Origin of the sequence: Arthrobacter sp. UCD-GKA (assembly GCF_001863355.1) — a bacterium.
Lineage (GTDB): Bacteria > Actinomycetota > Actinomycetes > Actinomycetales > Micrococcaceae > Paeniglutamicibacter.
Genome location: NZ_MOLR01000008.1, coordinates 172,544 through 199,297 on the forward strand (window position 1 = coordinate 172,544; position 26,754 = coordinate 199,297).

25 protein-coding genes are annotated in these 26,754 nt (G+C 67.1%); 21 read left to right on the forward strand and 4 right to left on the reverse strand.

Features of this window, described 5'->3' with window-relative positions; all coding sequences use genetic code 11:
• A complete protein-coding gene (gene gatB / locus BLJ79_RS14855; protein ID WP_286135432.1) occupies positions 1 to 1,515 on the forward strand; it encodes an Asp-tRNA(Asn)/Glu-tRNA(Gln) amidotransferase subunit GatB in 1,515 nt (504 codons plus the stop codon).
• Positions 1,516 to 1,639: 124 nt separating this feature from the next.
• Here the strand turns inward: gatB and BLJ79_RS14860 are convergent, their stop codons facing one another.
• Positions 1,640 to 3,457 carry an HNH endonuclease signature motif containing protein gene (locus BLJ79_RS14860; protein WP_071215534.1) on the reverse strand — a complete coding sequence of 606 codons (1,818 nt, stop codon included), beginning with the start codon at positions 3,455 to 3,457 and terminating at the stop codon, positions 1,640 to 1,642.
• Positions 3,458 to 3,565: 108 nt separating this feature from the next.
• On the opposite strand from BLJ79_RS14860, the gene BLJ79_RS14865 reads away from it, so the two are divergent.
• From BLJ79_RS14865 to BLJ79_RS14910, 10 genes are all read left to right on the forward strand, one after another.
• Positions 3,566 to 3,937, forward strand: a complete 372-nt coding sequence (locus tag BLJ79_RS14865; protein WP_217641916.1) for an ArsR/SmtB family transcription factor — start codon at positions 3,566 to 3,568, stop codon at positions 3,935 to 3,937.
• Positions 3,934 to 4,335, forward strand: coding sequence for a VOC family protein (locus BLJ79_RS14870; RefSeq protein ID WP_071215535.1), 402 nt, complete (start codon positions 3,934 to 3,936; stop codon positions 4,333 to 4,335). The genes BLJ79_RS14865 and BLJ79_RS14870 overlap by 4 nt, the downstream gene beginning before the upstream one ends.
• The gene (locus tag BLJ79_RS14875; RefSeq protein WP_071215536.1) at positions 4,332 to 5,240 is read left to right on the forward strand and encodes an aminoglycoside phosphotransferase family protein; all 909 of its coding nucleotides are present in this window, start codon (positions 4,332 to 4,334) and stop codon (positions 5,238 to 5,240) included. Before BLJ79_RS14870 ends, BLJ79_RS14875 begins: the two co-directional genes overlap by 4 nt.
• A gap of 835 nt (positions 5,241 to 6,075) precedes the next feature.
• Complete coding sequence (locus BLJ79_RS14880; protein ID WP_071215537.1) at positions 6,076 to 7,302, forward strand: ROK family transcriptional regulator; 1,227 nt, start codon at positions 6,076 to 6,078, stop codon at positions 7,300 to 7,302.
• 250 nt (positions 7,303 to 7,552) lie between these two features.
• Positions 7,553 to 9,154 carry a peptide ABC transporter substrate-binding protein gene (locus BLJ79_RS14885; protein WP_071215538.1) on the forward strand — a complete coding sequence of 534 codons (1,602 nt, stop codon included), beginning with the start codon at positions 7,553 to 7,555 and terminating at the stop codon, positions 9,152 to 9,154.
• Positions 9,155 to 9,268: 114 nt separating this feature from the next.
• Positions 9,269 to 10,192: an ABC transporter permease gene (locus tag BLJ79_RS14890; RefSeq protein WP_071215539.1), complete on the forward strand. Its 924-nt coding sequence runs from the start codon at positions 9,269 to 9,271 to the stop codon at positions 10,190 to 10,192.
• Positions 10,189 to 11,172 carry an ABC transporter permease gene (locus tag BLJ79_RS14895; RefSeq protein ID WP_083411338.1) on the forward strand — a complete coding sequence of 328 codons (984 nt, stop codon included), beginning with the start codon at positions 10,189 to 10,191 and terminating at the stop codon, positions 11,170 to 11,172. Before BLJ79_RS14890 ends, BLJ79_RS14895 begins: the two co-directional genes overlap by 4 nt.
• A gap of 1 nt (position 11,173) precedes the next feature.
• On the forward strand, positions 11,174 to 12,205 hold the full coding sequence (locus tag BLJ79_RS14900) for an ABC transporter ATP-binding protein (RefSeq protein ID WP_083411339.1): 1,032 nt from the start codon (positions 11,174 to 11,176) through the stop codon (positions 12,203 to 12,205).
• Entirely contained in the window at positions 12,192 to 13,259 is a 1,068-nt protein-coding gene (locus BLJ79_RS14905) for an ABC transporter ATP-binding protein (protein ID WP_286135433.1), read from the forward strand. The genes BLJ79_RS14900 and BLJ79_RS14905 overlap by 14 nt, the downstream gene beginning before the upstream one ends.
• 132 nt (positions 13,260 to 13,391) lie before the next feature.
• A complete protein-coding gene (locus BLJ79_RS14910; protein ID WP_071215541.1) occupies positions 13,392 to 14,573 on the forward strand; it encodes a Gfo/Idh/MocA family protein in 1,182 nt (393 codons plus the stop codon).
• Between the two features lie 130 nt (positions 14,574 to 14,703).
• On the opposite strand, the gene BLJ79_RS14915 is transcribed toward BLJ79_RS14910, so the two are convergent.
• On the reverse strand, positions 14,704 to 15,612 hold the full coding sequence (locus BLJ79_RS14915) for a LysR family transcriptional regulator (RefSeq protein ID WP_071215542.1): 909 nt from the start codon (positions 15,610 to 15,612) through the stop codon (positions 14,704 to 14,706).
• Positions 15,613 to 15,743: 131 nt separating this feature from the next.
• On the opposite strand from BLJ79_RS14915, the gene tdh reads away from it, so the two are divergent.
• From tdh to BLJ79_RS14930, 3 genes are all read left to right on the forward strand, one after another.
• Positions 15,744 to 16,790, forward strand: coding sequence for an L-threonine 3-dehydrogenase (gene tdh / locus BLJ79_RS14920; RefSeq protein WP_071215543.1), 1,047 nt, complete (start codon positions 15,744 to 15,746; stop codon positions 16,788 to 16,790).
• 49 nt (positions 16,791 to 16,839) lie between these two features.
• Positions 16,840 to 18,039, forward strand: a complete 1,200-nt coding sequence (locus BLJ79_RS14925; protein WP_071215544.1) for a glycine C-acetyltransferase — start codon at positions 16,840 to 16,842, stop codon at positions 18,037 to 18,039.
• 259 nt (positions 18,040 to 18,298) lie between these two features.
• Entirely contained in the window at positions 18,299 to 18,529 is a 231-nt protein-coding gene (locus tag BLJ79_RS14930; RefSeq protein ID WP_139194892.1) for a hypothetical protein, read from the forward strand.
• A 147-nt stretch (positions 18,530 to 18,676) separates the two neighbouring features.
• Here the strand turns inward: BLJ79_RS14930 and BLJ79_RS14935 are convergent, their stop codons facing one another.
• Positions 18,677 to 18,937 (reverse strand): GlsB/YeaQ/YmgE family stress response membrane protein, encoded by a 261-nt coding sequence (locus BLJ79_RS14935; protein ID WP_071215546.1) that lies wholly within the window; start codon positions 18,935 to 18,937, stop codon positions 18,677 to 18,679.
• 774 nt (positions 18,938 to 19,711) lie between these two features.
• Here BLJ79_RS14935 and BLJ79_RS23790 point away from each other — a divergent pair.
• Together BLJ79_RS23790 and BLJ79_RS14945 are read left to right on the forward strand one after the other, a co-directional pair.
• Positions 19,712 to 20,185 carry a hypothetical protein gene (locus BLJ79_RS23790; RefSeq protein WP_286135434.1) on the forward strand — a complete coding sequence of 158 codons (474 nt, stop codon included), beginning with the start codon at positions 19,712 to 19,714 and terminating at the stop codon, positions 20,183 to 20,185.
• Between the two features lie 210 nt (positions 20,186 to 20,395).
• Entirely contained in the window at positions 20,396 to 20,620 is a 225-nt protein-coding gene (locus BLJ79_RS14945) for a helix-turn-helix domain-containing protein (protein ID WP_071215745.1), read from the forward strand.
• An 89-nt stretch (positions 20,621 to 20,709) separates the two neighbouring features.
• On the opposite strand, the gene BLJ79_RS14950 is transcribed toward BLJ79_RS14945, so the two are convergent.
• A complete protein-coding gene (locus BLJ79_RS14950; protein WP_071215548.1) occupies positions 20,710 to 21,372 on the reverse strand; it encodes a GntR family transcriptional regulator in 663 nt (220 codons plus the stop codon).
• Between the two features lie 169 nt (positions 21,373 to 21,541).
• Between BLJ79_RS14950 and BLJ79_RS14955 the strand changes: the two genes are divergently transcribed.
• The 5 genes from BLJ79_RS14955 to BLJ79_RS14985 all read left to right on the forward strand — a co-directional run bounded on the left by BLJ79_RS14955 (position 21,542) and on the right by BLJ79_RS14985 (position 26,726).
• Complete coding sequence (locus BLJ79_RS14955) at positions 21,542 to 22,582, forward strand: Rieske 2Fe-2S domain-containing protein (RefSeq protein ID WP_071215549.1); 1,041 nt, start codon at positions 21,542 to 21,544, stop codon at positions 22,580 to 22,582.
• A 5-nt stretch (positions 22,583 to 22,587) separates the two neighbouring features.
• Positions 22,588 to 23,037: a hypothetical protein gene (locus BLJ79_RS14960; RefSeq protein ID WP_071215550.1), complete on the forward strand. Its 450-nt coding sequence runs from the start codon at positions 22,588 to 22,590 to the stop codon at positions 23,035 to 23,037.
• Positions 23,034 to 24,077 carry a M14 family metallopeptidase gene (locus tag BLJ79_RS14965; RefSeq protein ID WP_071215551.1) on the forward strand — a complete coding sequence of 348 codons (1,044 nt, stop codon included), beginning with the start codon at positions 23,034 to 23,036 and terminating at the stop codon, positions 24,075 to 24,077. Before BLJ79_RS14960 ends, BLJ79_RS14965 begins: the two co-directional genes overlap by 4 nt.
• 67 nt (positions 24,078 to 24,144) lie before the next feature.
• The gene (locus tag BLJ79_RS24070) at positions 24,145 to 25,926 is read left to right on the forward strand and encodes an ABC transporter substrate-binding protein/permease (protein WP_502686102.1); all 1,782 of its coding nucleotides are present in this window, start codon (positions 24,145 to 24,147) and stop codon (positions 25,924 to 25,926) included.
• Positions 25,923 to 26,726, forward strand: coding sequence for an amino acid ABC transporter ATP-binding protein (locus BLJ79_RS14985; protein ID WP_071215555.1), 804 nt, complete (start codon positions 25,923 to 25,925; stop codon positions 26,724 to 26,726). The genes BLJ79_RS24070 and BLJ79_RS14985 overlap by 4 nt, the downstream gene beginning before the upstream one ends.
• Positions 26,727 to 26,754: the final 28 nt, after the last annotated feature.

The following is a 26,754-nucleotide window of genomic DNA, read 5'->3' on the forward strand; positions in this document are numbered from 1 at the left end:
ATGGCCATGCACCAAGAAGAACTTGTCGACTTCGACGTCGCCCTGGAAAAGTACGATCCGGTGTTGGGCTTCGAGGTCCACGTCGAGCTGAACACCAAGACCAAGATGTTCTCCTCCGCACCGAACGTGTTCGGCGATGTGCCCAACACCAACGTCACCCCGGTGTGCCTGGGCCTGCCCGGCGTGCTGCCGGTGGTCAATAAGACCGCGGTGGAGTACGCGATCATGATCGGCCTGGCGCTGAACTGCAAGATCGCCGAGCGCTGCGGTTTCGCCCGGAAGAACTACTTCTACCCGGACACACCGAAGAACTTCCAGACCTCCCAGTACGACGACCCGATCGCGTACGACGGCTGGATCGACATCGAGCTGTCCGACGGCGAGGTCTTCCGCGTGGAGATCGAGCGCGCGCACATGGAAGAGGACGCCGGAAAGCTCACCCACATGGGCGGGTCCACCGGCCGCATCCAGGGCGCCGACTACTCGCTGGTCGACTACAACCGCTCCGGCGTGCCGCTGGTCGAGATCGTCACCAAGACCATCGAGGGTGCCGGCAAGCGCGCCCCCGAGCTGGCCAAGGCGTACGTCGCGGCGATCCGCGAAATCGTCAAGGCCCTGGATGTCTCCGATGCGAAGATGGAGCGCGGCAACGTGCGTTGCGACGCCAACGTCTCGCTGATGCTCAAGGGCGCGGAGAAGTTCGGCACCCGCACCGAGACCAAGAACGTGAACTCGCTGCGCGCCGTCGAGCACGCGGTCCGCTTCGAGATCGAGCGCCATGCAGCGGTGCTGAACTCGGGTGAAGCCATCGTGCAGGAAACCCGCCACTGGCACGAGGACACCCGCACCACGACCTCGGGCCGCCCGAAGTCCGACGCGGACGACTACCGTTACTTCCCGGAGCCGGACCTGGTTCCCGTGGTGACCACCGTCGAGTGGATCGAGGAGCTGCGCTCCCGCCTGCCCGAGCCGCCGGCCGAGCGCCGCAAGCGCCTGCAGGCCGACTGGGGCTACTCGGACGCCGAGTTCCGCGACGTGGTCAACGCCGGCGTCACCGAGCAGATCGAGGAAACCATTGCCGCGGGCACGACCGCTGCGGTGGCCCGCAAGTGGTGGATGGGCGAGATCGCCCGCCTGGCCAAGAACGCCGACAAGGACGTTGCCGACCTGGGCGTCACCTCAGCCACGATCGTCGAGCTGAACTCGCTGATCGAGTCCAAGAAGATCAACGACAAGATCGCCCGCCAGGTGCTCGAGTTCGTGGTTGCCGGCGAGGGGACCCCGTCCGAGGTCGTTGAGAAGCGTTCGCTGGCTGTCGTCAACGACGACTCGGCCTTGGGTGCCGCGATCGACGCCGCCATGGAGGCCATGCCCGACGTGGTCGCCAAGGTCAAGGGCGGCAAGCTCCAGGCCATCGGCGCGCTGATGGGCCCGGTCATGAAGGCCACCCGCGGACAGGCCGATGCCGGCCGCGTGCGCGAGCTGGTGCTCCAGAAGCTGGGCATCGAGGGCTAGTCCCCGTTTTCCGCTAGAGACGGCGTCGAGTCCCGGTCATCCACTGTGTGGGGGACCGGGGCTCGACCTCGTTAAGGATGGCTTTTGCCGCATGGACGGCCTGGCCGCAGAACGTCTGTTGGGCTCAGAACAGTGGCGGGTTGCTGTTGAACTGCCGCCAGTAGGTGTTGCGTCGCGGTCGTTGCTCGGGGTCCATGAATTTGGGCAGGATGACGGAGAAGAGCCCGTCGGCATCCCGGACCACGTCGATGAGTCCGGTGTGCTTGGCGTGATGGTGGTTCGAGCAAAATGGTCTGCCCTCGTCGATTTTGGTGGATCCGCCCTTGGCCCATTCGTCCTCATGGTCGATCTCGCAGTGCTCCGGCGGCACGGTGCACCCCGGGAAGATGCRCCCGCCGTAGACGGCAAGGATTGTCTTGCGCATGTAGTCGGGGAAGTAGCGCTGCTCGGTGCCCAGATCCAGGATCCGGCTCTCCCCGTTCATTGTGATCGGGATCGCCCCGCCAACGCACAGGGCATGCCTGAGTTCGGCCGGGGTGTATTTCTGCCCGTGCAGTGTGAGCCCGGATTGCGCCGCCCGGCCTTCGAGCTCGGCCAGCGTCGTGATGATGAATATTTCCGGTGAGGGAAGCCCCGCTGTCCTGGTTCCCTTGGGTGGCCCGCCATTGGTCTTGAGCAGATTCATCAAACCTTGGAGATGCCGCTGCGGTGGAGTGAGGCCGTCGGAGCCGTATTCGGTGTTGTTCATGGCTTCCAGGATGTTGGCTTCGGAAGGCACCGGGTCCAGGGTGAGCTTGTCGGCCTCGGCGGGGTCGGTCAGCGGGAGGCCGGTTGCAGGATCGACCAGGAAGTCGGGGAAATCCGGGAGTGAAGGTGCGGTGCCGGATTGGGTGCCGTTTCCGTCCTCGGGGGTGGCAGCATGAGAACCGTTGGAACCGTTGGAAYCGTTGGAACCGTTGGAACCGTTGGAACCGTTGGAACCGTTGGAAGCATTGGAGGCCTCGGCACCGTTCCAAAGGTCCCGTGCCTGCTGGAGCAACGTGTCGCGGTCCCCGGCCTTGGTGCGCGGGTTGTCCATTTGGGCAAAGAGCGCAAGCAGGGTCTCGGCGTCGGCCGCCCGGACCCGCAGCAGGAATTCGGCGATTCCGGCGTTGGTGCCGCGGTAGAACGCACCAAGTTTGGCGCGCAGCACTTCCTCGGAAGGTTCCTTGACGCCGCCGGCGAGCTCGACCCCGATGGCATTGAACAACTTGTTGGTGCTGCGGGGGTCTTCTTCCCGCACGGAGTCGGCCACCTGGGCTTCTAGCCGGGCGGCAAGCTCCCCGGCGTTCGGATACTGCTTGATCTCCGGGTGCAACCGCTCCAGCTTMTTGGCGGCCTCGGCAAGCTGGTCCGGCGAGGCCTGGCCGCCCGCGAGTGCCTCGACCAGCAACGGGAATTGTGGAGGCTGTTCGATGCCGTGGACATCGGTGTGCGGGAAGAATCGGGTGGCGGCCTGCACGCGGTCGCGGGCCTCAATGAAGCCGATGCGGAAGGTGCGCTGCAGGAACTCGGTGGTGTCCTTGAAGGTGGGGCGCCCCTTCGGCGGGGTGGCGGGGGCTTCGGGCACATCGATGGATCCGTCGATGTAGGAGGGCGGGTCCGCGAGGCACCGGTTGATCCCGACGAGGGTGTCCTCGGGCAGCTCGTGGACCAGGGTGCGCTGCGCCAGGTCGGTGGCCGAGAGCTGGGCGAATCCGGTGGCTCGGTGGGTGCGTTCGACCACCTGGACGAAGTAGGCCGCGTCCGTGGGGGAGCTGGTGTGCTCGGCGATGCGCGGCCCAAGTTCGTCGAGGGCCAACGCCAGTGCGGTGTAGGCGCGCAGCTCATCGTCCGGGGTCGCTGGGTACCTCGGATCCTCGCGGTTGCCCGCGAGCAGGGCGATGGCTGCTGCTGTGGTCATGGTTCAAGCATGCGCCCCCGGGCGCGGCGGTGGGACGGTGTGCGCGGGGATGTGGATAACGTGGGCCGGGTCTTGACAGGCAAGCGGTCACTTGCCTTAATGGTGGATGTGGAAGAACTGTTGAAGGCGCTGGCGGACCCGACCCGGGCGGTGATCCTGGACGAGCTGGTGGAACACACCGGCCAGACGCTCTTTGAGATCTGCAACCGGCTGTCGTCGCGGCATGGCATCAACCCGAGCCGGCAGGCGATCTCGCAGCACCTTCAGGTGCTCGAGGCGGCCGGGCTGGTGCGCAGCGAACGCTCCGGGCGTTACAAGTTCCATTACGTGGACACCGCGCCGTTGCTCCGGATCACGGAGCGCTGGCCGAACGCCGGGCGGCAGGATTCAACAAGGGAAGCCGACGGCATCGGCGGCACCACGGACCCGGGCGTGCCGCGCGCGGGCGCATTGCCGGCATCGAAAGGGAAAAAACCATGAGGATCAATCTAGCCAGCGTCCTTGTCAGCGACCAGGCCAAGGCGCTTGAGTTCTACACCACCAAGCTGGGGTTCGTGAAGAAGAACGAGGTGCCGATGGGCGAGGTTTCCTGGCTGACGGTCGTGTCGCCGGAGGACCCGGACGGGGTGGAGCTGGTGCTGGAGCCGGACAGCCACCCCGCCGTGCGGCCCTTCCTCGACGCGCTGGTGGCCGACGGAATCCCGTTCACCTCCTTCGCCGTCGCCGACGTGCAGGCAGAATACGAGCGGCTGGTGGGCCTGGGCGTGCAGTTCACCCAGCCGCCGACCGCCATGGGGCCGGTGACCACCGCAGTCTTCGATGACACCTGCGGGAACCTGATCCAGATCGCCGCGATGGTCCAGGCGCCGGGGGAATGACCCCCACGCCCGTGCCCGATGCCGACGTGGCCGTCGATCCGGGGCTGGTGCGGGCCCTGTTGTGCGCCCAGCACCCGGATCTGGCCCGGCTGGAACTTCGGTTCGCCGACGACGGCTGGGACAACGTGATCTACCGGCTGGGAGACGAGCTGGCGGTGCGCCTGCCACGCCGGGACATTGCCCATGCGCTGCTGCTCAACGAGGTGCGCTGGCTCCCGTTCCTGGCGCCGCGGCTGCCGCTGCCCGTTCCGGTGCCGCTGCACCGCGGCAGGCCGGGGGAGGGCTACCCGTACCACTGGGCGGTGGTGCCGTGGCTGCCCGGTTCCAGCGCGGCCTTCGTGGGAGCGCAGGTGCGCGACGGGTACGCCGGGGAACTGGCCGCGTTTTTCCGGGCGTTGCATGTTCCGGCCCCGGCCGATGCCCCGCGCAACCCGGTGCGGGGAGTGCCGCTGCGGGATCGGGACGCGGCGCTGCGCGGGCGGTTGGAGGCGGTGGAAGAGCCCGAGCGCGCGGCACTGCTGGCTATCTGGGAGCGGGGAATCGCCGAGGTCCTGCACGCCGGTCCGCGCTTGTGGCTGCACGGGGATCCGCACCCGCACAACATGCTGGTGCTCGATGCCGAGGGCACCGGGAAGTCCCGGCTGGGCGCGGTCATCGACTTCGGCGATATGACCGCGGGGGACCCGGCCAGCGACCTGGCCGTGGCTTGGCTGCATTTCAGCGCGGCGGGGCGCGCGGAGTTCCGGCGGCAGCTGGAGAATCATCGGCTCTATTCGCCGGGCACCTGGGAACGGGCCCGGGCCTGGGCGGTGAACTACGCGGTGCTCATGGCCGGGCTGCCGGTGGGTGATCCCCTGCATGGCGTGGGGGTCCACGGCATCGGGCAGCTGCTGGCCGAGGTTTAAGCGGTCCGAATGACGTGGTTCCGATCGGATCGACCCGGCACCGCGACAGTTCCCGGACCCCGGCGCGAACGCGGGGGTTGCCGGCCACGAGCCGGCGCAGATCCCGCCGGGATTGCGCGGAAAAGTATCCGGGCAGGAAGAAGACACCGGTCATGCCGGCGAGCAGAGCCAGCTGGTGCCCGGCGTAGGCGGGTGCCCCGCGGCTCGTGCCGTCGAACTGTGTAACCAGCTCCATATGCACGGTGGCGCACAGCGGAACGCCGGGCACCGCGACCATGATCCATTTGCCGGCGACGCTGCAGTTGGCATGCACGGTGGCGACATGGCTGGCCTTGGGCGTGGATTAATTGACGCGGCGCGAGAGGTACGGGCCCCACCTGGCAGGGACACGGGGGCAGGAACAACTGCGACGGGGCGCCGGGCAGCGCATCGAAGGTGGCCAGGTTGGCGAGGGCGGCGCAGGCCAGGGCGATCCCGTCTCGGCCGGGACAGCGGCAGGCATCCGGGGACCGCGCCGGTGGGCCGGTGCGTGTCGTGGAGGTTGGGAATATCCCGGTTGCGCTTGCTCCGCGGGGGTCCTCGGCGTCGGGTCGTCCATGCGTGCCTCCTGGTCGGGCCGGAGTACGTGGCGGTGGACGACAATGTTTCATGAAGCCCGCGAATTTCGGTTTCGGCGGATGCGCTGGGTAAGGTCGGAAAACCGTTCCCGGTGTGATGCGCTTGACGTGTTCCGTGTCGCAACCGCCCTGGGGGAGCCACATCCCGCATTCCGCGGCCGCCGGGTGCAGCTCGGCGACCGGCGCGGAACGCCGAACCAAGAGAAAGTGTGCCTGGAATGCAGATACGCGAACAGGATCCGGGGACCGGGCCACGCAACGGACGCGGGCATCGAGGAGACGACCTGCGCCGGCTGAACACCGCGGCGGTCATGAAGCACGTCTTCGGCCACCCGGGGCTGTCCCGGTCCGAGATCGCTGCCCACCTTGGCCTGAGCGCAGCCTCGGTCACCAACATCACCTCCACCTTGCTGGAGTCGGGGCTGCTGCGGGCCCTGCCCTCACCGACCGGGGCGCAGGGACGGCCGCGGGTGCCCCTGGAAATCGGCACGTCCGCACTGGTGCTCGGGATCCACCTGGGGCCGCGCACCGCGGGCGTGGTGTTGATGGGGCTCGACGGCGTGGGCCATGCCTCCGTGCTGGTGCCCCACGCCGGAATGGGCCCGGCCGAAACCATCGACCGGGTGGTTGCCGCGGCCCACCGGCTGGTCGCGGACCACGCCCGGGACAGGCCGCTGCTGGGGACAGGCATCGCCACCGGCGGCATCGTGGACCGGCATGCGGCGGTGATCATCGACAACCCGGGTGCGGGCTGGCGCAACGTGCGCATGACGGAGCTGCTGCGCGGGCGGCTGCCCTCCCCGGTCATCGTCGACAACAACGCGCGGGCAGCTGCGCAGTCGGAATTGCTCTACGGCCACGGGCAACGGACCAGCGACTTCGTCTTGATGGTCATCACCGCCGACATCGGGTCGGTGATGGTCGACGACGGGCGGATCCGAGCCGGGTTCAGCCAGACGGCGGGGCAGATCGCGCACCTGCGGGTCAGCGACCGGCCGGTGCCGTGCTCCTGCGGCAAGACCGGCTGCCTGGCGGTGATGGCCTCCGATGACGCGGTCGCGGCCGAGGCCAGGGATCGCGGGCTGGGAGGCGCGCAGAACATCGACCACGTGCTGGAACTGGCCGGGGCCCAGGACCCGGTGGCCATCGAGGTGCTGGAGCAACGCAACCGCTACGTCGGCCGGGCGGCGAGCCAGCTCATCGACATCCACGACCCCGAGCTGCTGGTCGTGGCCGGCACACCGGCCGAAACCCCGGCGGTCTTCGCCGCCCTGGTGGCGGAGGTGGCCCGGCGGGCCCATGCGGGTTCCGGCGCCGCGGGCCGCGTCGTGCTTTCCTCGGACCATGTTTTTTCGCTCTCGCTCTTTGCCGCCTCCACGATGGTCGATGCGGTCCTCAACGATCCGCTGGGCCACGCGCTTCCCGAAGGCCTGTTGAACCCCTAGGCAACGCGGGTTTCCCGACGCAGCCGGCGGGGTCGGGGCAAGCCGTCCGGCAGCTGCCCGAGCCGTGCGCCGGAGCGCAAATGCCCGATGCCATCCGGCGGCGCTCTGAGGATTTATTGACACATGGTGCCGCATCTGGTTTATTTTAGAGCGTGAAATAAGTTGGTGAGGTCGATCACAGCATGTGGTTGCCTGGCCAACACCGCCACGCAGGCGGAGTAACACGGGTCATTCGTACACGAGGAGCATCATGTCGAAGAAGAAGTTGATAGCCGTTGCAGCGGCATCCGCAGCGTTCATGCTGGTAGCCAGCGGTTGTTCGGCGGGAGCCGGCGCCGGGACGGCGGGCACCGCGGCGGATGGCGCCAAGCGCCTGTCGTTCCAGCTTGCCGAACCAACATCGCTGGTTCCGCACGAGTCCCCGGGAAGCCAGGTCGGCATGGCGACCTGCGCGAACCTCATGGAGGTCAACGTCGAGACGCAGGAGCTGGAACCGCTGGCCGCCAAGTCCGTCACGAGCCAAGACGCCACCACCTGGAAGATCGCGTTGCAGGAGGGCTGGACTTTCCAGGACGGCACCCCGGTCACCGCCGATTCCTTCGCCAAGGCCTGGTCCAAGACCGCCACCGGTTCCAACGCCTGGCAGGGCAACGGCAGCTTCGTCTCCTTCGCCGGCTACAAGGACCTGAACCCGACCGACGGCTCCAAGCCGAAAACCGATTCGCTCTCCGGAGTGAAGGTCATCGACGCGAACAACCTCGAGGTCACCCTCAATGCGCCCAACGCGGACTTCCCGAAGGTGCTGAGCACCTCGCCGCTGTGCCCGTTGCCCGAGGTCGCCTTCACCGATGCGAAGGCCTATGAGGAGAACCCGGTCTCCAACGGCCCGTACAAGTTCGTCTCCTGGAACCACAACCAGGAAGTCGTGCTGGAAAAGTGGGACGGCTTCAAGGGCGCAGCAGGTTTCTCCGGCGGGGCCGACAAGCTCGTGGGCCAGATCTACACCGCCGTCGACGCCGCCTACACGGACATGACCGCCAACAACCTGGACATGATCCGAAACGTGCCCGCGACCATGGTCTCCAAGGCCAAGAGCCAGCTCGGCGAGGAATCCCTCTACGAGGTCAAGACCGGCTCCAAGCAGTACACGCTGCAGATCCCCGACTATGTCAAGGGCCTTCAAGACCCGGACCTGCGCCGCGCCATCTCCATGTCGATCGACCGTGATGCCATCGCCGCCTCGCTGCTGCAGGGCTACGCCACCTCCTCCGACTCGCTGGTACCGCCGTCGCTGGATTCCTACAAGGAAGGTTCCTGCGCTTCGTGCACCTTTGACGCCGCCGGCGCCAAGGACCTGCTGAAGAAGGCCGGCGGATTCGACGGCACCCTGATCATCGAGCACACCTCGACCTCGGACGTGCAGCTGGTCCAGGCCATCTCCAAGCAGATCCAGGACAACCTGGGCATCAAGGTCCAGCTCAAGCCGATGCTGGGCACCGAACTCGAGGCCCGCCGCAACAACCAGAAACTCGAGGGCGCCGTCTTCGGCCTCTGGGGCTGGTCGTACAAGAGCTCGGACCAGTACCTGAGCCAGTACGAGACCGGTGGAGACGGCAACGTGACCACCGGCTACTCGAACAAGGCCGTCGACACGCTGCTGCGCTCGGCCCGCGGCGAGCAGGACGAAGCCAAGTCGGCCGCGCTCTACGCGCAGGCCGAGGCACTGATCATGAAGGACATGCCGGCGATCCCGCTGTTCATCCCGACGGACTTCGGCCTGCACACCAAGTGCGCCGTGATGAACGATGCCCAGGGCGACCTGCAGTTCTACCGCGCCGAATACGGCTGCTAAACCAGCACAACACTTGCAGAGTGGTGCGGGAGCGCCGGACATTAGACGCCGGCGCCCTCCGCACCCCCGTGCGGAGGCGGACCCCTCGACGGGGCCGCGAAAGGAAGCAGTTGCATGCTCGGCTACACAGTACGCAGAATCCTGCAGATGGTCCCGGTGGTCCTGGGGGCCACCTTCATCATCTACGCCCTCACTTTCCTGATGCCCGGGGATCCGGTGGCGGCCCTGACCGGCTCCCGCCCGCTGCCCGAATCCACGGTGCAGCAGATCCGGTTGGCCTACCACCTCGATGACCCGTTCCTGGTCCAGTACGGCAACTACATGCTCGGGCTGCTGCAGGGGAATTTCGGCATCGACTTCTTCGGACGCCCGGTCCTTGGGCTGATCCTCGAGCGCCTTCCGGTCACCTTCGCCCTGGCGATGACCGCCTGGGTGCTGAAGCTGGCCATCGGCCTGGCCATCGGCGTCTACGGCGGCCTGCGCAACGGACAGGCCGGAGACCACTTCGCGCTGGTGTTCACCGTGATCTTCCTGGGCATCCCCGGGTTCGTCATCGCCCTGGGCGCCCAGACCGTCTTCGGCGTGCAGCTGGGCTGGGTCGATCCGGCCGGCATCCGCGCCGGCTGGCCGCTGGCCTTCATCCTTCCGGCCCTGGTCATGGCGATCGAGGCCTCCGCAGGCCTGGCCCGGCTGACCCGCACCTCACTGGTGGACGTGCTGCGCGCCGAATACCTGCGCACCGCCCGGGCCAAGGGGCTGTCCCCGCGCCGGGTCGTCTGGGGCCATGCCCTGCGCAACGCCATGATCCCGGTGGTCACCTACCTGGGCCTGTCCCTGGCGGGCATGCTCGGCGGAGCGGTGATCATTGAGGCGATCTTCAACATGCCAGGCATCGGAGGATTGATGGTCACGGCCATCAACAACAAGGAGGGCACCGTCGTGGTGGGCATCGCCACGATGCTCGTGCTGGTGTACCTCGTCTTCAACCTGCTCGTGGACCTGCTCTACGGCATCATCGATCCAAGGGTGCGGATATGAGCCAGAACACCGAAACCACCCCGGGCACCGCGCCGGCAACCGACCCGTTGGCACCGACCAACCCGATCACCGTCCCGTCGGGCATCAGGCCCCCGGCCGGCCCGCCGGCACCGGCCGCGTCCTTCCGGCGCAAGCCCGCGAAGAAGGTCAACCGCGGGCCGGTGTGGCTCAAGCCCCGCTTCCTGGTGTCCGGCACGATCGTGGCGCTCATGCTGCTGATGGCCGCGTTCCCGCAGCTCTTTGCCGGGTTCGGCTCGGACCCGACCGCCAATTGCGACATCATGAACACCAACCAGGCGCCCAGCCCGGAGCACATCTTCGGGATGGATATCCAGGGCTGCGACTACTACACCAACGTGATCTACGGGGCGCGGGCCTCGATCCTGGTCGGCATCGTGGTCACCGCGATCTCCTTCGTCATCTCCGCGCTGCTCGGCTCGCTGGCCGGCTACTTCGGCGGCTGGGTCGACACCCTGATCTCCCGCGCCTGCGACATGGCCTTCGGCCTGCCGTTCATCCTGGCCGCGATCGTGGTGCTGCAGCTGTTCTCGGAGCGCACCGTGTGGACAGTCATCTTCGCCCTGGCCCTGTTCTCCTGGCCCGGCGGGGTGCGGTTCATGCGTTCCTCGGTGATGGAGGTCCGCAACCGGGAATACGTCCAGGCCTCCAGGTTGTTGGGTGCCGGCAACGGGCGGATCATCGCCAAGCACATCATCCCCAACTCGCTGACGCCGCTGCTGGTGCTCCAGACCCTGGGCATCGGCGGGGTGATCTCCGCCGAGGCCGGGCTGACCTTCATCGGCATCGGGCTCACACCGCCCTCGGTGTCCTGGGGGCTCCAGCTGGCCGCGGCGCGCGAATACATCTCCGCGGCCCCGCACCTGCTGATCTTCCCCGCGATCTTCCTGACCATCACCGTGCTGGGCTTCGTGCTCTTTGGCGAGGCCATGCGCGATGAGTTCGACCCGAAAGGCAAATAGCATGGGCATCCACCAACATGCGAACCCCGCAGCCGATGCCGCCGACGACGTGCTGCTGCGCGTGAAAGACCTTGAGGTCGAATTCAACACCTCCAAGGGTGTCGCCACCGCGGTCAACGGCATGAATTTCGAGGTCAAGCGCGGGCAGGCGCTGGGCATCCTTGGCGAATCCGGTTCCGGGAAATCCGTGACCGCCCGCGCCATCATGGGGATCCTGGACATGCCCCCGGCCCACATCCCGCGTGGCGAGATCCTCTTGGAGGGCGAGGACCTGCTCACCGTCAACCCCAGGCGCCACCGCCAGTTGGTCGGCTCGCGGGTCACGATGGTCTTCCAGGATGCGCTGACCGCACTGAACCCGGTCCACCCGGTGGGCCGGCAGATCGGCGAACTCTACCGCGTGCACCGCGGCTACTCCCGCCGGGACGCCAAAGCCGCGGCCATCAAGATGATGGACAAGGTGCGCATACCGGCGGCCGCGAAGCGGGTGAACGACTACCCGCACCAGTTCTCCGGCGGCATGCGCCAGCGCATCGTCATCGCCATGGCGCTGGCTCTTGACCCGGTGCTGCTGATCGCCGACGAGCCGACCACCGCCTTGGATGTCACGGTGCAGGCGCAGATCCTCGAGCTGCTCAAGGAGCAGCAGGAGGAACGGAACATGGGGTTGATCCTGATCACCCACGACATCTCCGTGGTCAGGGAGGTCACGGACCAGGTCGCGGTCATGTACGCGGGACGGGTCGTGGAGCACGGGCCCACCGCCGAGGTGCTCTCGCGCCCCGGCCACCCGTATTCCCGCGGCCTGGCCGCCTCGATCGCCGGGGAGGAGCTCAAGGGCCGGCGCCTGCCGGCGATCCCCGGCACGCCGCCGGACTTGCTGCACCTGCCGGTCGGGTGCTCGTTCGCCAACCGCTGCGCCTTCGCCACCGAGGCGTGTGCGGCCTCCGTCCCCGCACTGGAATTGATCGACGAGGCACGGCATAGCGCCTGTTTCCACACTTCGGAGGTCCTGGCCCATGCCAACGCCTAGCACCAGCACGCAGACCCTGCCGGGAATGGCGAACCATCCGGCATGCACGCCGTTGATGGAAATGCGCGACGTGAAGCAGCACTACGCCGTGCACCGCCACCTGCCCATCGGCCCGCGCAAGTTCGTCAAGGCCCTGGACGGAGTCGACCTGTCCGTGCACGCCGGGGAGACCTTGGGCGTGATCGGCGAGTCCGGCTGCGGCAAGTCCACCCTGGCCCGCGTGATGGCCGGATTGGAGAAGCCCACGCAGGGCCAGGTGTTTTTCCGCGGCGAAGACATCAACACGCTGCGCGGGGACGAGAAGAAGGAGATGCGCCGGAACATCCAGTTGATCTTCCAGGACCCGTACTCCTCGCTGAACCCGCGGATGACGGTGGAGCAACTGGTCTCCGAGCCCTACGAGATCCACCCCGAGGTGGCCCCGAAGGCCGGACGCAAGGCCAAGATCAAGGAACTGCTCGAACTGGTCGGACTGAACCCCAACCACTCCGACCGCTACCCGCACAACTTCTCCGGCGGTCAGCAGCAACGCATCGGTATCGCCCGCGGCATCGCGCTGAACCCCAAGATGCTCATCTGCGACGAGCCGGTTTCCGCGCTGGATGTCTCGGTGCGCGCCCAGGTGGTCAACCTGCTCGATGACCTGCAAAAGGAACTGGGCCTGTCCTACTTGTTCATCGCCCACGACCTGCAGATCGTGCGGCACATCTCCGACCGGGTCGCGACCATGTACCTGGGCCGCGTCGTGGAGCTGGGGACCTACTCGGATGTCTATGACTCCACCGCGCAGCCGTACACGCGGGCATTGATGTCCGCGGCCCCGGAACTGCGCAGGAACGACGGGAACGACCGGGAGAAGATCATCCTGCAGGGCGATCCGCCCTCGCCGATCGACCCGCCGGCAGGCTGCAGGTTCCACACCCGCTGCCCCATGGCCCAGGCGATCTGCGCGACACGGGAACCGGAGCTCATCGCGGTCGGGGACAGCCATGAGGCGCGCTGCCACTTCGCCAAGGACCTCGCGGCCGAATTCGTCCAACGCGCGGGCGCCTGAACAAACACCCGCCCTGCCACCGGACCAGCACGCCGATCTACCCACCCCGGGTTCCAGGGGACCCCGGCACCGCCGACGACGGCCTCCCTGCGGGCGGCCGCCGCCAACAAACTTGCACAATGAAGGAGAAAAATCGTGGATCTCAAGGTAGGTGTCGTCGGCTTCGGCCTGCGCGCCGGACTCTACAAGCACGCACACCGCCCCGGCGAGGGCTCGGTCGTCACCATGGTGTGTGACACCTCCGAACGCGGCCGCGCCGATGCCGCGGCCAAGCTGCCCGAGGCCATCATCACCGCGGACCTGGACGAGCTGCTGGGCGCCGGCCTGGATGCGGTGCTGGTGCTGACCCCGGACAACCAACACGCGGTGGTCGCCCAGCGCACCCTGGATGCCGGCATCCCGACGTTCTGCGAAAAGCCGCTGGATGTCACCCTGGAAGCAGTGGACGAGCTGCTCGAAACTGCGTTCCGCACCGGCACCAAACTGTACGTCGGGCACAACATGCGCCACATGCCGGTGGTCCGCCAGATGCGCGAGATCATCGAAACCGGTGCCATCGGCGAGGTCAAGGCCGTGTGGTGCCGCCACTTCGTGGGCAACGGCGGAGACTACTACTTTAAGGACTGGCACGCGGAGCGCAAGAACACCACCAGCCTGCTGCTGCAAAAGGGCGCCCACGACATCGACGTGATCCACTGGCTCGCGGGAGGCTACACCGCGTCGGTCTCCGCCGTCGGCGACCTTGCGGTCTACGGGGACGTCGAATCCCGCCGCGACAACACCGACCGCCGCATGTGGGACTGGTTCTCGCTGGAGAACTGGCCGCCGACCGACCAGAAGGACCTGAACCCGGTCATCGACGTGGAAGACATCTCGATGATGCAGATGAAGCTGGACAACGGCGTGCTGGCCTCCTACCAGCAGTGCCACTTCACCCCGGACTACTGGAGGAACTACACGGTCATCGGCACCGCGGGCCGCCTGGAGAACTTCGGGGACGACGCGGGCAACAAGATCAAGGTGTGGAACACCCGCAGCCAGACCGGCTACGTGGAGGCGGACCTCGAGGTCGAGATCGAGGCGGCCGACGGGGGGCACGGGGGTGCGGATCCGCGCCTGATCGCCGAGTTCCTGCGCTTTGCGGCTTCGGGCGGGCCGACCGAGACCTCCCCGGTTGCCGCACGCGCGGCGGTTGCCGCGGGCGTGCTGGCCACCGAGTCGTTGCGCACCGACGGGTCGGCCAAGATCGTTCCTGCGCTCAGCGGGGATTTGCTGGCCTACTTCGCGGCCAACCAGGAGCGCGTAAACGCCTGAGGCGGCCCGGTGCCCGGCCGGACAACCGCTGCCGGCGCACCAGTCCCAAGGGGAGCGTCCCTCCACCGGCATCCGGGGGGAGGGGCGCTCCCCTTCGGCGTTTCCGGCCCGGTGCCGGGGCACCGGAGGGTCAGTCGCCGGTGAGCTCGGCCATGGCCCGGCCCATGGCGGTGGCCACCAGCTGCACGCTGCGCCGGTGCATGGATTCGGGCCGCGCCAGCAGGTCGATGCGCCGGCGGTTGGCGATGCCCTCGAGCCGGCGCAGCACCACGTTCTCGCCCAGCGCGGCGCCGGCGGTGTAGCGCGGAATGATGCCGATGACATCCCCGGCCGCGACCAGCGCGGCGACCGTGGCGTAGTCGTTGATCCGGTGGATGATCTCCGGGGCGGCACCGGAAACCGCGCTGATGGCTCCGAGCACGTCGGCCGGGGAGAAGCCCTCGCGGCTGACCACCCAGTGCTCGCCGACCAAATCCGCCGGGCGCAGCGTGTCCTTCGCCGCCAGCCGGTGGCCGGCCGGCAGGGCGATGTCCAGGGGCTCGTGCGCGAGCGGGGTGACGACGACCCGGTCGGCGGGCCAGTGCGGGGTGTGGTCCATGCGGTGGGCCAGGACCAGGTCGTAGCGGGCGGTCAGCGCCGGGAAATCCTGCTGGGCCACGTCCTCGTCGAAGAACCGCGGCGCGGGGAAACCGGGTGTCGCGAGCTTGCTCAGCAGCGGGGCGAAGAGCACCTGGCCCACGGAGTGGAACCCGGCCACGGAAACCGGTGCGGCGGCGCTTTCCTGGAACTCGCCGATCGCGGCCCGTGCCGCGGCCAGCGAGGAGACCACCGTGGCGCCGGCGGCCGCCAGCACCTGACCGGCCTCGGTGAGCACCAGGTTCCGGCCCTCCTTGCGGGTCAGCGGGACCTGGATGTTGCGCTGGAGCAGGGCCAGCTGCTGGGAAACGGCCGAGGGCGTGACATACATGGCGCTGGCCACGGCCTTGACCGAGCCGAGGTCGCCGAGTTCGCGCAGGATCTGCAACTGGTGGACTTCCATGTAGTCAATCCTAAATCGTTGATTGAGAAACATGCGTATCTTCTAAGGTGTCTATGTCGGGTGCGAGATGCCAGACTGGAGGCGAATCGTCCATGAAAGGCGCGCCAGGTGGCGCAATTGAGGAGCCATCGATGAAGGCACTGTACAAGTCCGGGCCCCACGCCGGATTCGAGCTGGTTGACCGCCCCGAGCCCGTGACCGGCGACCGCGACGTGAAGATCCGCGTGATGACCGCAGGCATCTGCGGCACCGACCTGCACATCCAGGCCTACGACGACGCCGCCAAGGCCATGATCAAGGCCCCGATGATCCCGGGCCACGAGTTCTACGGCGAGGTCGTCGAGGTGGGCGACGAAGTCACCGACGTGAAGATCGGCGACCGCGTCTCCGGCGAGGGCCACGTGGTCTGCGGCATGTGCCGCAACTGCCGCGCGGGCCGGCGCCAGATGTGCATCAACACCGTCTCGGTCGGCGTGCAGCGCGACGGCGCCTTCGCCGAATTCGTCGTCATTCCCGAGACCAACGTCTGGGTCCACCGGGACCCCTCGATCACCCCGGAACTCGGCGCGATCTTCGACCCGTTCGGCAACGCCGTGCACACCGCGCTGTCCTTCCCGCTGGTCGGCGAGGACGTGCTGATCACCGGTGCCGGGCCCATCGGCCTGATGGCCATCGCCGTGGCCCGCCACGCAGGCGCCCGCAAGATCGCCATCACCGACATCTCGCCGCAGCGCCTGGAACTGGCCCGCGGCATGGGCGTGGACCTGGCCATCGACGTCTCGGCGACCCGCATCAAGGACGCCCAGCGCGAACTGGGCATGCGCGAGGGCTTCGACTTCGGCATGGAAATGTCCGGACATCCCACGGCGCTGCCGGAAATGATCGAGAACATGAACCACGGCGGGCACATCTCCATGCTTGGCCTGCCCTCCAGCTCCATCGACATCGACTGGGGCAAGGTCGTCACCCACATGCTCACGCTCAAGGGCATCTACGGCCGCGAGATGTTCGAGACCTGGTACGCCATGAGCGCCATGCTCACCTCCAACCCGGTGCTGCGAGAACGCGTCGCCTCCGTGGTCACCGACTACCTGCCGGCCACCCAATGGGAAGCCGGCTTCGACGCCGCGCGCTCCGGCCACGGCGGCAAGGTCGTCCTGGACTGGACCGTCTTCTAGAGATCCCCCAAGCCTCTTCCACATTCCCGCGACTTTTAGGAGAAGCACCGTGTACACCACCATGAAGGACGAGCTGGCGGCCGAACTGGCCCAGCTGCGCACCGACGGCCTGTTCAAGTCCGAACGCCACATCGACTCGGCCCAGTCCAACCGCATTTCCGCCGGAGAGCTCGGCTTTAGCGCCAAGAAGGTGCTGAACTTCTGCGCCAACAACTACCTGGGCCTGGCGGACGATGAGCGCATCATCGAGGCCGCCAAGAACGCCATGGACACCCGCGGCTTCGGCATGGCCAGCGTCCGCTTCATCTGCGGCACCCAGGACCTGCACCTGGAACTCGAGGCCGCGGTCTCCAAGTTCCTGGGCACCGAGGACACGATCCTGTTCTCCAGCTGCTTCGACGCCAACGGGGGCGTCTTCGAGTCGCTCTTCGGCGCCGAAGACGCCATCATCTCCGATGCGCTGAACCACGCCTCGATCATCGACGGCATCCGCCTGTCCAAGGCCGCGCGCTTCCGCTACGCGAACCAGGACATGGCGGACCTGGAAACCCAGTTGCAGGCAGCCGCCGCATTGAACGACGGCAAGGGTGCCCGCCGCACCATCGTCGTCACCGACGGCATCTTCTCAATGGACGGCTTCATCGCCCCGCTGGGAGCCATCTGCGACCTGGCCGACAAGTACGGCGCACTGGTCATGGTCGATGACTCCCATGCCGTGGGCTTCATGGGCGCCACCGGCGCCGGCACCCCGGAACATGCGGGTGTCTCGGACCGCGTGGACATCTACACCGGCACCTTCGGCAAGGCCCTGGGCGGCGCCTCGGGCGGCTACGTGGCAGGCCGCGGCGAGATCGTGGCGATGCTGCGCCAGAAGGCCCGCCCCTACCTGTTCTCGAACTCGCTGGCCCCGGCCATCGTTGCCGCAACGCTGAAGGCGCTTGAGCTCGTCGAGGGTTCGGGCGAACTGCGCGAGAAGCTCTTCGAGAACGCCGCGCACTTCCGCCGCCGCATGACCGAGGAAGGCTTCGACCTGCTCGACGGCGAGCACGCCATCGTTCCGGTGATGTTCGGCGATGCCGTCAAGGCCGCCGAAGTGGCCGGCAAGATGCTGGAGCAGGGCGTCTTCGTCACCGCGTTCAGCTTCCCGGTGGTCCCGAAGGGCGCCGCACGCATCCGCGTCCAGCTCTCGGCAGCACACTCGGCCGAGGACATCGAGGCCTGCGTGCAGGCGTTCGTCGCCAGCCGCTAAATGCTCCAAACAGGTATCGCCCGCATTCCCTGTCATGGGGGAGTGCGGGCGATACCTGCTTAATCAATCAGCGGCAAACGATCCGCCAACTTCTTGATGCCTAGCCTTTTCCCAGCGTTGATCCTGCCTTGGACTTGGTGGACTTGCTCGAAGAGTTCGAGGCAAGCTTCGATCCGGCCTTGGAAAGCGCGGCCTTTGACGGCGTGGACGACTTACCCATGTTTCACCGCCTTTCCGGAGTTCCCTGCCACTGGTGCAGATGGAGCACACCGTATCGGGCGGTGCAGACATTTTGGGGTTGGAAGTCCAGAACGATCAATTACTCTACGGCGCGATCAAACTGGATGTAGTCCAGGGAGACGTAGTCTGGCGCCGTGAAGTGCGCGGTGAAGCGATGCGTTCCGCGTTCAAGGTAGCGATGGCCCCAATCCTGGCGTTCGAAGTTCCTGTTGTGTGTCGTGTTCCGGATGGCGGCGGGTTCGACGTCTGAGGAAACGCGGCCCGAAACCGCGTAGAGGCCAGGGACGGTGATGTCGACGATGCCCCGGACCCGGTGGAAAATGACGGAGGCACCCGCATTGATAAGCCAATGCAGGTGCCTCGCTCATTCCTCGTCCGGGGCAGTGCCCCGGGGCGGTCACCGAACGGAGTTGCGGCGAGAAGCCAGGCCCTCGGCGGTGCCAACGAGCAGGACCGCCGCGATGACGGCCACGACGAATCCCAGGACATTGAGTTCGAAGATGTTCCCGGTGCCCAGCAGACTGGCAATCACCCCGCCGATGACGGACCCGGCAAGTCCCAGCAGCAGGGTGACGAGCAGGCTCAGGTTCTGCTTGCCGGGCTTGATAAGCCGTGCAAGTGCGCCAATGACGAGTCCCGCGACGATGAATCCGATCATGTTTCCGGCCTTTTCTCTAGGTTGTGGGTGCAGCGCGGTGGCGGCTTCACCACTTTCGACCCTAGAGCATGCCTCTCCCGCGCGCGGTCAACCATGCGGCGGAAGCCCATGGGACATTCCCCACGCGGTGTCGCCCCGCCCGTGGGTGTGGCGACACCGTGGACGCGCGGTGCGAACGGTGCCCGGCATAGCGGTTACCCGGTGGTGAGGTCCCAAGCAATAAACGGTGAAGCATGGGAAGGTGGCTCTCAGGGATGGCACGAACCTGGATCTCCAGACCCCTGCGGTGGACATGGACACATGGAGGTCGCCGGAGAGCCTTCGCTGGTCCTTCAAACACATGGCAGAGATCCTGACCACTGCGGAAACCTCCCGGGGGAGCGGTGGCCGGCGCGCTGTGCGACGCCGGAAGGCTTGGCCCGGAGGGACAGCTGACCGACTGCCTGCCGGAACTGGTCGAAACCGGATAGGCCGGGGCAATGGGCACCGGCTGCTGGACATGAGCTCCGGCATCAACTTCTCCGAGAACTACCTGGGCCCGGCCGCCGGGATTCGGAAGCTGGAGGAGGCGATTGGCTGGGCCGCCTCCAATGCTCCCGGACCCACCGGCATGTTCCCGTTCCTGCGGACCCTGGAGCGCAAGACCGCCCACGGCGGCGTCTTCGACTACCGTTCCTGCGAGACGGACATGCTGGGCTGGATCGGCGAGGCCGCCGCGGGCACCCCCATGGACGCGCTGGTGTGGGCAGGATCGGAGCTGAATCGGACGCCTCCATGGGTATCGACAAGTTCGGCACCGGGGTCTTCGGCGGGGGAATCAACGCTACGCTGCGCGACATTGCCCGTTTCGGGTCGCTGTTCCTGGGCGACGGGCTCTCCCCGACAGGCGAACGGGTGCTCTCCGGCGAGTGGTTCGGGCAGACCCTGGCCGAAGCACCGGATTCACGCGACGCCTTTGCCGACATCCCGGGAGACAACACGATGCCCGGCGGGATGCACCGCAACCAGATGTGGTTCCCCTATGCGGGCAGCGACGTGGTGCTTTGCCTGGGCATCCACGGCCAGCTGGTCCACGTCAACCGCCTTGCCGGGGTGGTGGCGGTCAAATTGTCGACCTGGCCGGTGCCGCAGGATCCGGCCAGGCTCTTTCCCGTCCTGCGCGCGTTCGAAGCGATTTCCGCCGCACTTGTGGTGGAGGCCGAGACCGCGTCCGCCCCCGTGCCAAAGGAACCGGCACCCGCGGGGTAGCCGGATCCCGCAGTCCCTCGCCGGGGGATGGGTCCGTGACGGCCGATTCCGGGGTCCGAGCCGGAAAACTGCGGCCCAAACGCAACTCAAGACCGTGGTGCGGCCTTCGCCATGCGCCTACGATGGAATCAATCTTGCCCATGCGGCGGATGATGCACATGGGGTCGGTTGTTTCATCTGGGGATGAAGGCGCTTCGATTGGGGGACGAAATGGTGGACCTTGCGAGGTTTGAGGACGCACACTACCTGACGGTGGCAGAGGTCGCCTTGGCGATGCGTGTTTCGAATATGACCGTCTACAGGTTGGTCCATGCGGGGGAATTGCCGGCCGTGCGATTCGGGCGTTCCTACCGCGTTCCGGCCCAGGCGGTGAAGGAATACCTGGGTTCTGAGCAACATGCGGCAGATCCTGGCCACCATCCCCCGGCCGACTGACATCGATGGGGCGTTGTTCGCGATGACACTGGATCCTGCCGGGCGGGGGCAACGAACCGCCTAGGCATATCCATGACTGACCTCGCGGTTCACCCGCGGGAGGGAAGTGCCTGCGGGTCGATGTCGCCGGCGTCGTGGCAGTAGCCCAGGACCCGGATGATCGTTTCCAGGTCGCCCGCGGGCAGCGCCTCGAGGATGTCGCGGTGGGCCCGTGCGATGGAGGCCTGGTGTTCCGGCCCCAACTGGTAGGCGCGGGTGATCCGCCGCTGGATCGGGTGTCCCCAGATGCTTCCCAGGGTCTCGCGCAGGTATTGGTTGGGGCAGGGGTCGATGAGCCTGAGGTGGAATTCCTTGCCAAGGCGGAATTGCTCCTCCGCATCGGTGGGTTCCACCGTCTCGAATTCGTCGATGAGCGCCCGCAGCCGCACAAGTTGCGCGGGGGAGTGCCTGCCGATGGCCTGTGCCATCGCCAGCTGCTCTAGGTGGTAACGCACCTCGAAGACGTTGTGCACGTCTTGCGCCGTGAGGTCGTTGACCACGTACCCGCTCCCCGGCACCAGCGTGGCCAAGCCCTCCATTGCGACTTGGGCCAGGGCGTCACGCACCGGAGTGCGTGAGACGCCGTATTGGGCGGCAACCTGTTCCTGGACCAGTGCGGTTCCCGGCTTCAGCGCGCCGCTGACGATTTCGGAAGCGATTTGTTCGTGGACGCGCACCGCCAGTGGTCTTGCGTCGTGGACTCCCGTAGCCATGCGTCTCCCTGAAAATGTTTCGTCGCGGTTCCCAGCAGTCTAGCGTGTGGTTTTCACTCCGCTCCGCGGTGCTGGTGGCGCGGGTCACAAAAAACCCTTGACCCATCTGTATCCACTGTATACGGTGAATACAATCAGTGGCGTTCCACCTCCCGACAAAGGAAAAAACATGTATGTCTTGAACACCTGGTACGTGGCGGCCTGGAGCAGCGAGGTCGACCGCAAGCCGGTCAAGCGGGTAATCTGCGAGCAGCCGATCGTGCTCTTCCGCACCCAGAACGGCACGCCGGTGGCCCTGGCCGACCGCTGCGCCCACCGCGCCTTCCCGCTCTCTGAAGGCCGCACCGTCGGCGATTCCATCGAGTGCGGCTACCACGGGTTCACCTACGGCGCGGATGGGATGTGCACCAAGGTCCCCGCGCAAAGCACCATCCCCGAACGCGCCAAGGTCCGCAAATACCCGCTGGTGGAAAAAGACGGCTGGATCTGGGCCTGGATGGGGGATGCGGACCTGGCCGACCCCGCGGACGTGCCGGACACGCACTGGATGACCGACCCCGGGTGGGCCACCGTCACCCATTCGTTCCACTTCAAGTGCCGCGCCGGGCTGATCCACGACAACCTGCTGGATCTGACCCACGAATCGTTCCTGCACCAGACCACCGTGGGCGACGACTACATCTACGAGCACGGCATCACCGTGGAGGTCGAAGGATCGGTGGTCAGCGTCGACCGGCTGATGCCCTCCGTTCAGGCACCGCCGCTGTACGCCGACACCATGGACGCCCGCGGGCTGTTCGACCGCTTCCACTGCACCGAGTTCTTCGTGCCCAACCTGCACGTGCTGCACTCCGGGATCACCGGGGAAGGCAAGCCTCGCGCCGAGGGCTACCTGATCAAGGTGCTCAACGGCATCACCCCCATCGACGAGCACAACTCCTGGTACTACTACGCCTTCAGCCGCAACTTCGCCGTCGATGACGCGCAGGCCACCGAGGACCTGCGTGTGGGACTGAACACCGTCCTGCAGGAGGACGCCGATGCCCTGGAAGCCCAGGAGATCGGCATGCAGTCCCGCCCTGACGGCGAGTTCGACGTGCTCATCGCCCAGGACGGCGGCGTGGCCAAGGCCCGGCGCATCCTGTCCACGCTGGTCAAGCGCGAGCAGGCCGCCGCCGCGGACCGGCCCGTCGCCGGCGCAAGGGCCTAGTCGCCATGTGGATGCTGGTACGTGCCGATTCGCAGGACGACTACTGGGAAGCCGGGCAGGGGCAACGCACCCTTGCCGCCTGCCCGGACACCGACGAGCGCGGGGATCCCTGGCGCTGGACCGCGCGGCTGGCCGAGGATGCGTCCGGGCCAGAGGTGCTCATCGAGGCGGACCCCGACTACATCGGGGTGCAGACCTCCGTCTACGCCGACGGACACAGCGGGGTCGCCGAACGCCCCGCCGGACACCAGATGGTGGTGACCTCGCTGCACGGACAGGTGCTGGTCGCGGCCGTGGACGGGCCGTGGGAACGCTGGCTGAACCCCGGGGACGTGTTCATCGTGGAGGGCGAGGACGACGAGTCCCTGCGCATCTCGCTGACCGTACCCGAGGCCCGGGTCTCGGTCACGATGCTGGCCCCTCGCCGAGCCGCGGCCCTGAGGTGGGTACCGTGAGCGCCGGGACGGCGCCGGCGCGGCCGCTCGCACCGGTCGGCGCGTCCTTCACCGGGATCGACTTCTCCGCCACGGGCAAGCAGCTGGGCTACGGACACGTGGTGCACTCGGACAACGTGCACGATGGGGCGATCATCCCGGTTCCCGTCGCGGTGATTTCCTCGGGTCCCGGGCCTGTGGCCCTGCTGGTGGCCGGCACCCACGGAGACGAATACGAGGGGCAGGTCTTGGCCCACGAGCTGATCCGTGAACTGGATCCGGCCCGGCTGTCCGGCACCGTGATCGTCGTGCCGGCGGCCAACTCGCCGGCAGTGCGCTCCGCGGCCCGCGTTTCGCCGATCGACGCGGGAAACCTGAACCGCAGCTACCCGGGCCGTGCCCAGGGCGGGCCCACCGAGCAGGTTGCCGCGCTGATTGCCGGTGCCCTGCTGCCGCGCGCCGACTTCGTGATCGACATGCACTCGGGCGGATCGAACTCGACCTACTTGCCCTGTGCCTTCATCTACCGCGGCCCCGACGAAGAGCTGTGGCGGGCGAAGCTTCGGGCCTCCCGGTTGCTGGGCCTGCCGTACGTCATGGTGGTCGCCCCGCTGCTGGAGCCCGGCTCGCTGTCCAGCGCCGGGGACCAGGCCGGGGTCCTCACGATTTCCACCGAGCTTTCCGGGTCCGGGACCGTTGACCGGCATGCACTGGTGGCCATGCGCCGCGGCATGCCGCGCCTCTTGGCCGACCTGGGGATCCTCAACGGGGCCGCCGAGGCTCCGGTGGAGGCCGAACCGCAGTGGATTGAACTGGTGCCCGAATCGCCGGTAACTTCCACGGCCGCCGGGCTCTTTGAGCCGCTCGTCGACCTGGGGGAAGCTGTGAGCGCCGGGCAGCCGGTGGCACGCGTGCACTTCATCGACGAACTGGACCGGCAGCCGCGTGCCTATCATGCCCGGCTTGACGGGGTGGTCGCGATCATGCGCCGACCCACGCTGGTGGCCCCGGGCACCCACCTGCTGCACGTTGCACCGCTGCTCGATCCCGACTCCCTCTAGTTTCTCCCGTTCTCCCACCACGCCCGGCGCCCTTGGCAGCCCGGACACCACCGAAGAAGGACAGAAAATGATCTCGCACCGCACCACGCGTTTCCTGGCCGCCGGCATGCTGCTCGTCTTGGCATCCACCGGCTGCACCACCGTCTCGCAGGCCGAATCCACCCAGGGCTCCGGCGCGTCGGGTTCAGCGTCCGCCGTGGCCTTGGGCGTCAACGAGGCCGCCCGGGCCCTGCTCCCGGCAGACATCCGCGAGGCGGGGGTACTGCGCATTGCCTCGGACCCGACCTACCCCCCGTTCGAGTTCTACGACACCGACAACAAGACGCTGATCGGCTGGGACGCCGACATGGGCGACGCCATCGGCGCGGTGCTGGGCCTGAAGGTCGAGCATGTTCCGGCCACCTTCGACACCATCCTGCCCGGCCTGCAATCGGGCAAGTACGACCTGGGCATGTCCACCTTCAGCGTCACCGACGAACGCCGCAAGGCCGTGGACTTCGTCCCCTACCTGCAAGGCGGTACCGGATTGGCCGTGGCCCCGGGCAATCCGCAGAAGTTGAGCGTTGACGCGACGAGCCTGTGCGGCAAGGCGGTAGCCGCACAGAAGGGATCGATCCAGTCCCTGGACCTCCGGCCGCGTCCAAGGGGTCATGGCGGACTCGGTCTCCCTGGCCTACCAGGGCAAGCTCGCCGGCGGGAAGTTCGAGGTCGCGCAGGGCCCCGACTACGAACCGGAACTCACCGGCACGGCGCTGGGCAAGAAGAGCGAACTGCTGCCTGCCGTCCAGGCAGCCACGGCAGCGGTGTTGGAATCCCCGACGTACGCAGAGATCAACGCCAAGTGGGGTCTGCCGGCCAGCACGCAGATCACCCCGGCCGATGTCGTGCTGAAGTAGCGATGGAGATGGCTCCCATGACCCTCATGACCGAACCCAAGAAGACCGCGGCCGCGGTTGACGAGTACAGCATCGTCAAGGCCAGGCACCCGGGGCGCTGGATTTCGGCGGCGGTGATCGTGTTGCTGGGGTTGCTGTTGGCCCGCTCGGTGGTCACCAACCCGAACTTCGGGTGGGAGACCGTCGGGATGTACATCCGCGACGTCTCCATCGTGCGCGGCATCGGCATCACCCTGGAACTGACCGCCGTCTGCATGCTCATCGGCATCGTGCTGGGCGTGGTGCTGGCCGTCATGCGGATCTCGGCGAACCCGGTGGTGCGCACCGCGGCCTTCGCCTACGTGAACTTCTTCCGCGGCACCCCGGTGCTGGTGCAGTTGCTCTTTTGGTACAACCTGGCCGCGCTCTATCCCTCCATCACCTTCGGCATCCCCGGGGTGGATTTGGACGCGAATGCGATGATCACGCCGCTGACCGCCGCGATCCTGGGGCTGGGGCTGAACCAGGCGGCGTACATGTCCGAGATCGTACGGGCCGGCATCCTTTCGGTGGAGCACGGCCAGTCCGAGGCGGCCGGGGCACTGGGCATCAACCGGCTCCAGACCATGCGGCGGATCATCCTGCCGCAGGCCATGCGCGTGATCATCCCGCCCACGGGCAACGAAACCATCGGCATGCTCAAGACCACCGCCCTGGTCTCGGTCATCTCGGTGCCCGAGCTGCTGTACTCCGCGCAGATCATCTATGCCCGCAATTTCGAGACCATCCCGCTGCTGATGGTCGCCAGCATCTGGTACATCGTGGTCACCTCGATCCTGAGCGTCGGGCAGTTCTACCTGGAGCGCCACTACGCCAGGGGCGGGCAACGCAGCCTGCCGCAGACCCCGTGGCAACAACTCAAGCGGTTCATGCGGGTGCACGACCCGCTGACCCTCAAGGGAGCGAAGAAATGAGTGCGACCATCCTGGAAACCGGCGCCACGGCCACGGCGCCCGCGCCGATGATCAAGGCCGATGCTATCCGCAAGAGCTACGGCCGGCTGGAGGTGCTGAAGGGCATCGACCTGCAGGTGCAGCGCGGGGAGGTGGTGTGCCTGATCGGTCCTTCCGGGTCGGGCAAGTCGACGCTGCTGCGCTGCATCAACCACCTGGAAACGATCGAGGGCGGGCGGATGTGGGTGGACGGGGCGGTGATGGGCTATGACCTGAAGGGCACCAAGCTGCACGAGCAGCCGCACGCGAAGATCTGCCGCAGCCGGGTGGAGATCGGGATGGTGTTCCAGCACTTCAACCTGTTCCCGCACATGACCGTGCTGGAGAACCTGATCGAGGCGCCGCGCCTGGTGCTGAAGGAGAAGCGCTCGACCGCGACGGCGCGGGCGCTCGCCCTGCTCGAATCGGTGGGGCTGGCCGACAAGGCCAAGGCCTACCCGCGGCAGCTTTCCGGCGGCCAGCAGCAGCGCGTCGCGATCGCCCGGGCGCTGTGCATGCGGCCGAAGGTCATGCTCTTCGACGAGCCGACCTCCGCCCTGGACCCGGAGCTGGTCGGCGAGGTGCTCAAGGTCATGAAGGACCTGGCGGCCACCGGCATGACCATGGTCGTGGTGACCCACGAGATGAACTTCGCCCGGGACGTCGCGGACCGGGTGGTGTTCATGGACGACGGGCATGTAGTGGAGCAGGGCCCGGCACGGGACGTCATCGGCAATCCACAGCATGAACGCACCCGCGCCTTCCTGGCCTCGGTCCTCTGACCCATCCACCCATATATCCACGCATCTT

What these genes read in the sequence shown, in the direction of transcription:
- BLJ79_RS14880 (WP_071215537.1), top strand. Translation starts at nt 6,076, where the DNA reads ATGCAGATACGCGAACAGGATCCGGGGACCGGGCCACGCAACGGACGC.
- BLJ79_RS14885 (WP_071215538.1), top strand. Translation starts at nt 7,553, where the DNA reads ATGTCGAAGAAGAAGTTGATAGCCGTTGCAGCGGCATCCGCAGCGTTC.
- tdh (WP_071215543.1), top strand. Translation starts at nt 15,744, where the DNA reads ATGAAGGCACTGTACAAGTCCGGGCCCCACGCCGGATTCGAGCTGGTT.
- BLJ79_RS14890 (WP_071215539.1), top strand. Translation starts at nt 9,269, where the DNA reads ATGCTCGGCTACACAGTACGCAGAATCCTGCAGATGGTCCCGGTGGTC.
- BLJ79_RS23790 (WP_286135434.1), top strand. Translation starts at nt 19,712, where the DNA reads ATGGGTATCGACAAGTTCGGCACCGGGGTCTTCGGCGGGGGAATCAAC.
- BLJ79_RS14955 (WP_071215549.1), top strand. Translation starts at nt 21,542, where the DNA reads ATGTATGTCTTGAACACCTGGTACGTGGCGGCCTGGAGCAGCGAGGTC.
- BLJ79_RS14915 (WP_071215542.1), bottom strand. Translation starts at nt 15,612, where the DNA reads ATGGAAGTCCACCAGTTGCAGATCCTGCGCGAACTCGGCGACCTCGGC.
- BLJ79_RS14985 (WP_071215555.1), top strand. Translation starts at nt 25,923, where the DNA reads ATGAGTGCGACCATCCTGGAAACCGGCGCCACGGCCACGGCGCCCGCG.
- BLJ79_RS14905 (WP_286135433.1), top strand. Translation starts at nt 12,192, where the DNA reads ATGCCAACGCCTAGCACCAGCACGCAGACCCTGCCGGGAATGGCGAAC.
- BLJ79_RS14935 (WP_071215546.1), bottom strand. Translation starts at nt 18,937, where the DNA reads ATGATCGGATTCATCGTCGCGGGACTCGTCATTGGCGCACTTGCACGG.
- gatB (WP_286135432.1), top strand. Translation starts at nt 1, where the DNA reads ATGGCCATGCACCAAGAAGAACTTGTCGACTTCGACGTCGCCCTGGAA.
- BLJ79_RS24070 (WP_502686102.1), top strand. Translation starts at nt 24,145, where the DNA reads ATGATCTCGCACCGCACCACGCGTTTCCTGGCCGCCGGCATGCTGCTC.
- BLJ79_RS14930 (WP_139194892.1), top strand. Translation starts at nt 18,299, where the DNA reads ATGGAGCACACCGTATCGGGCGGTGCAGACATTTTGGGGTTGGAAGTC.
- BLJ79_RS14895 (WP_083411338.1), top strand. Translation starts at nt 10,189, where the DNA reads ATGAGCCAGAACACCGAAACCACCCCGGGCACCGCGCCGGCAACCGAC.
- BLJ79_RS14960 (WP_071215550.1), top strand. Translation starts at nt 22,588, where the DNA reads ATGTGGATGCTGGTACGTGCCGATTCGCAGGACGACTACTGGGAAGCC.
- BLJ79_RS14870 (WP_071215535.1), top strand. Translation starts at nt 3,934, where the DNA reads ATGAGGATCAATCTAGCCAGCGTCCTTGTCAGCGACCAGGCCAAGGCG.
- BLJ79_RS14945 (WP_071215745.1), top strand. Translation starts at nt 20,396, where the DNA reads ATGGTGGACCTTGCGAGGTTTGAGGACGCACACTACCTGACGGTGGCA.
- BLJ79_RS14875 (WP_071215536.1), top strand. Translation starts at nt 4,332, where the DNA reads ATGACCCCCACGCCCGTGCCCGATGCCGACGTGGCCGTCGATCCGGGG.
- BLJ79_RS14950 (WP_071215548.1), bottom strand. Translation starts at nt 21,372, where the DNA reads ATGGCTACGGGAGTCCACGACGCAAGACCACTGGCGGTGCGCGTCCAC.
- BLJ79_RS14900 (WP_083411339.1), top strand. Translation starts at nt 11,174, where the DNA reads ATGGGCATCCACCAACATGCGAACCCCGCAGCCGATGCCGCCGACGAC.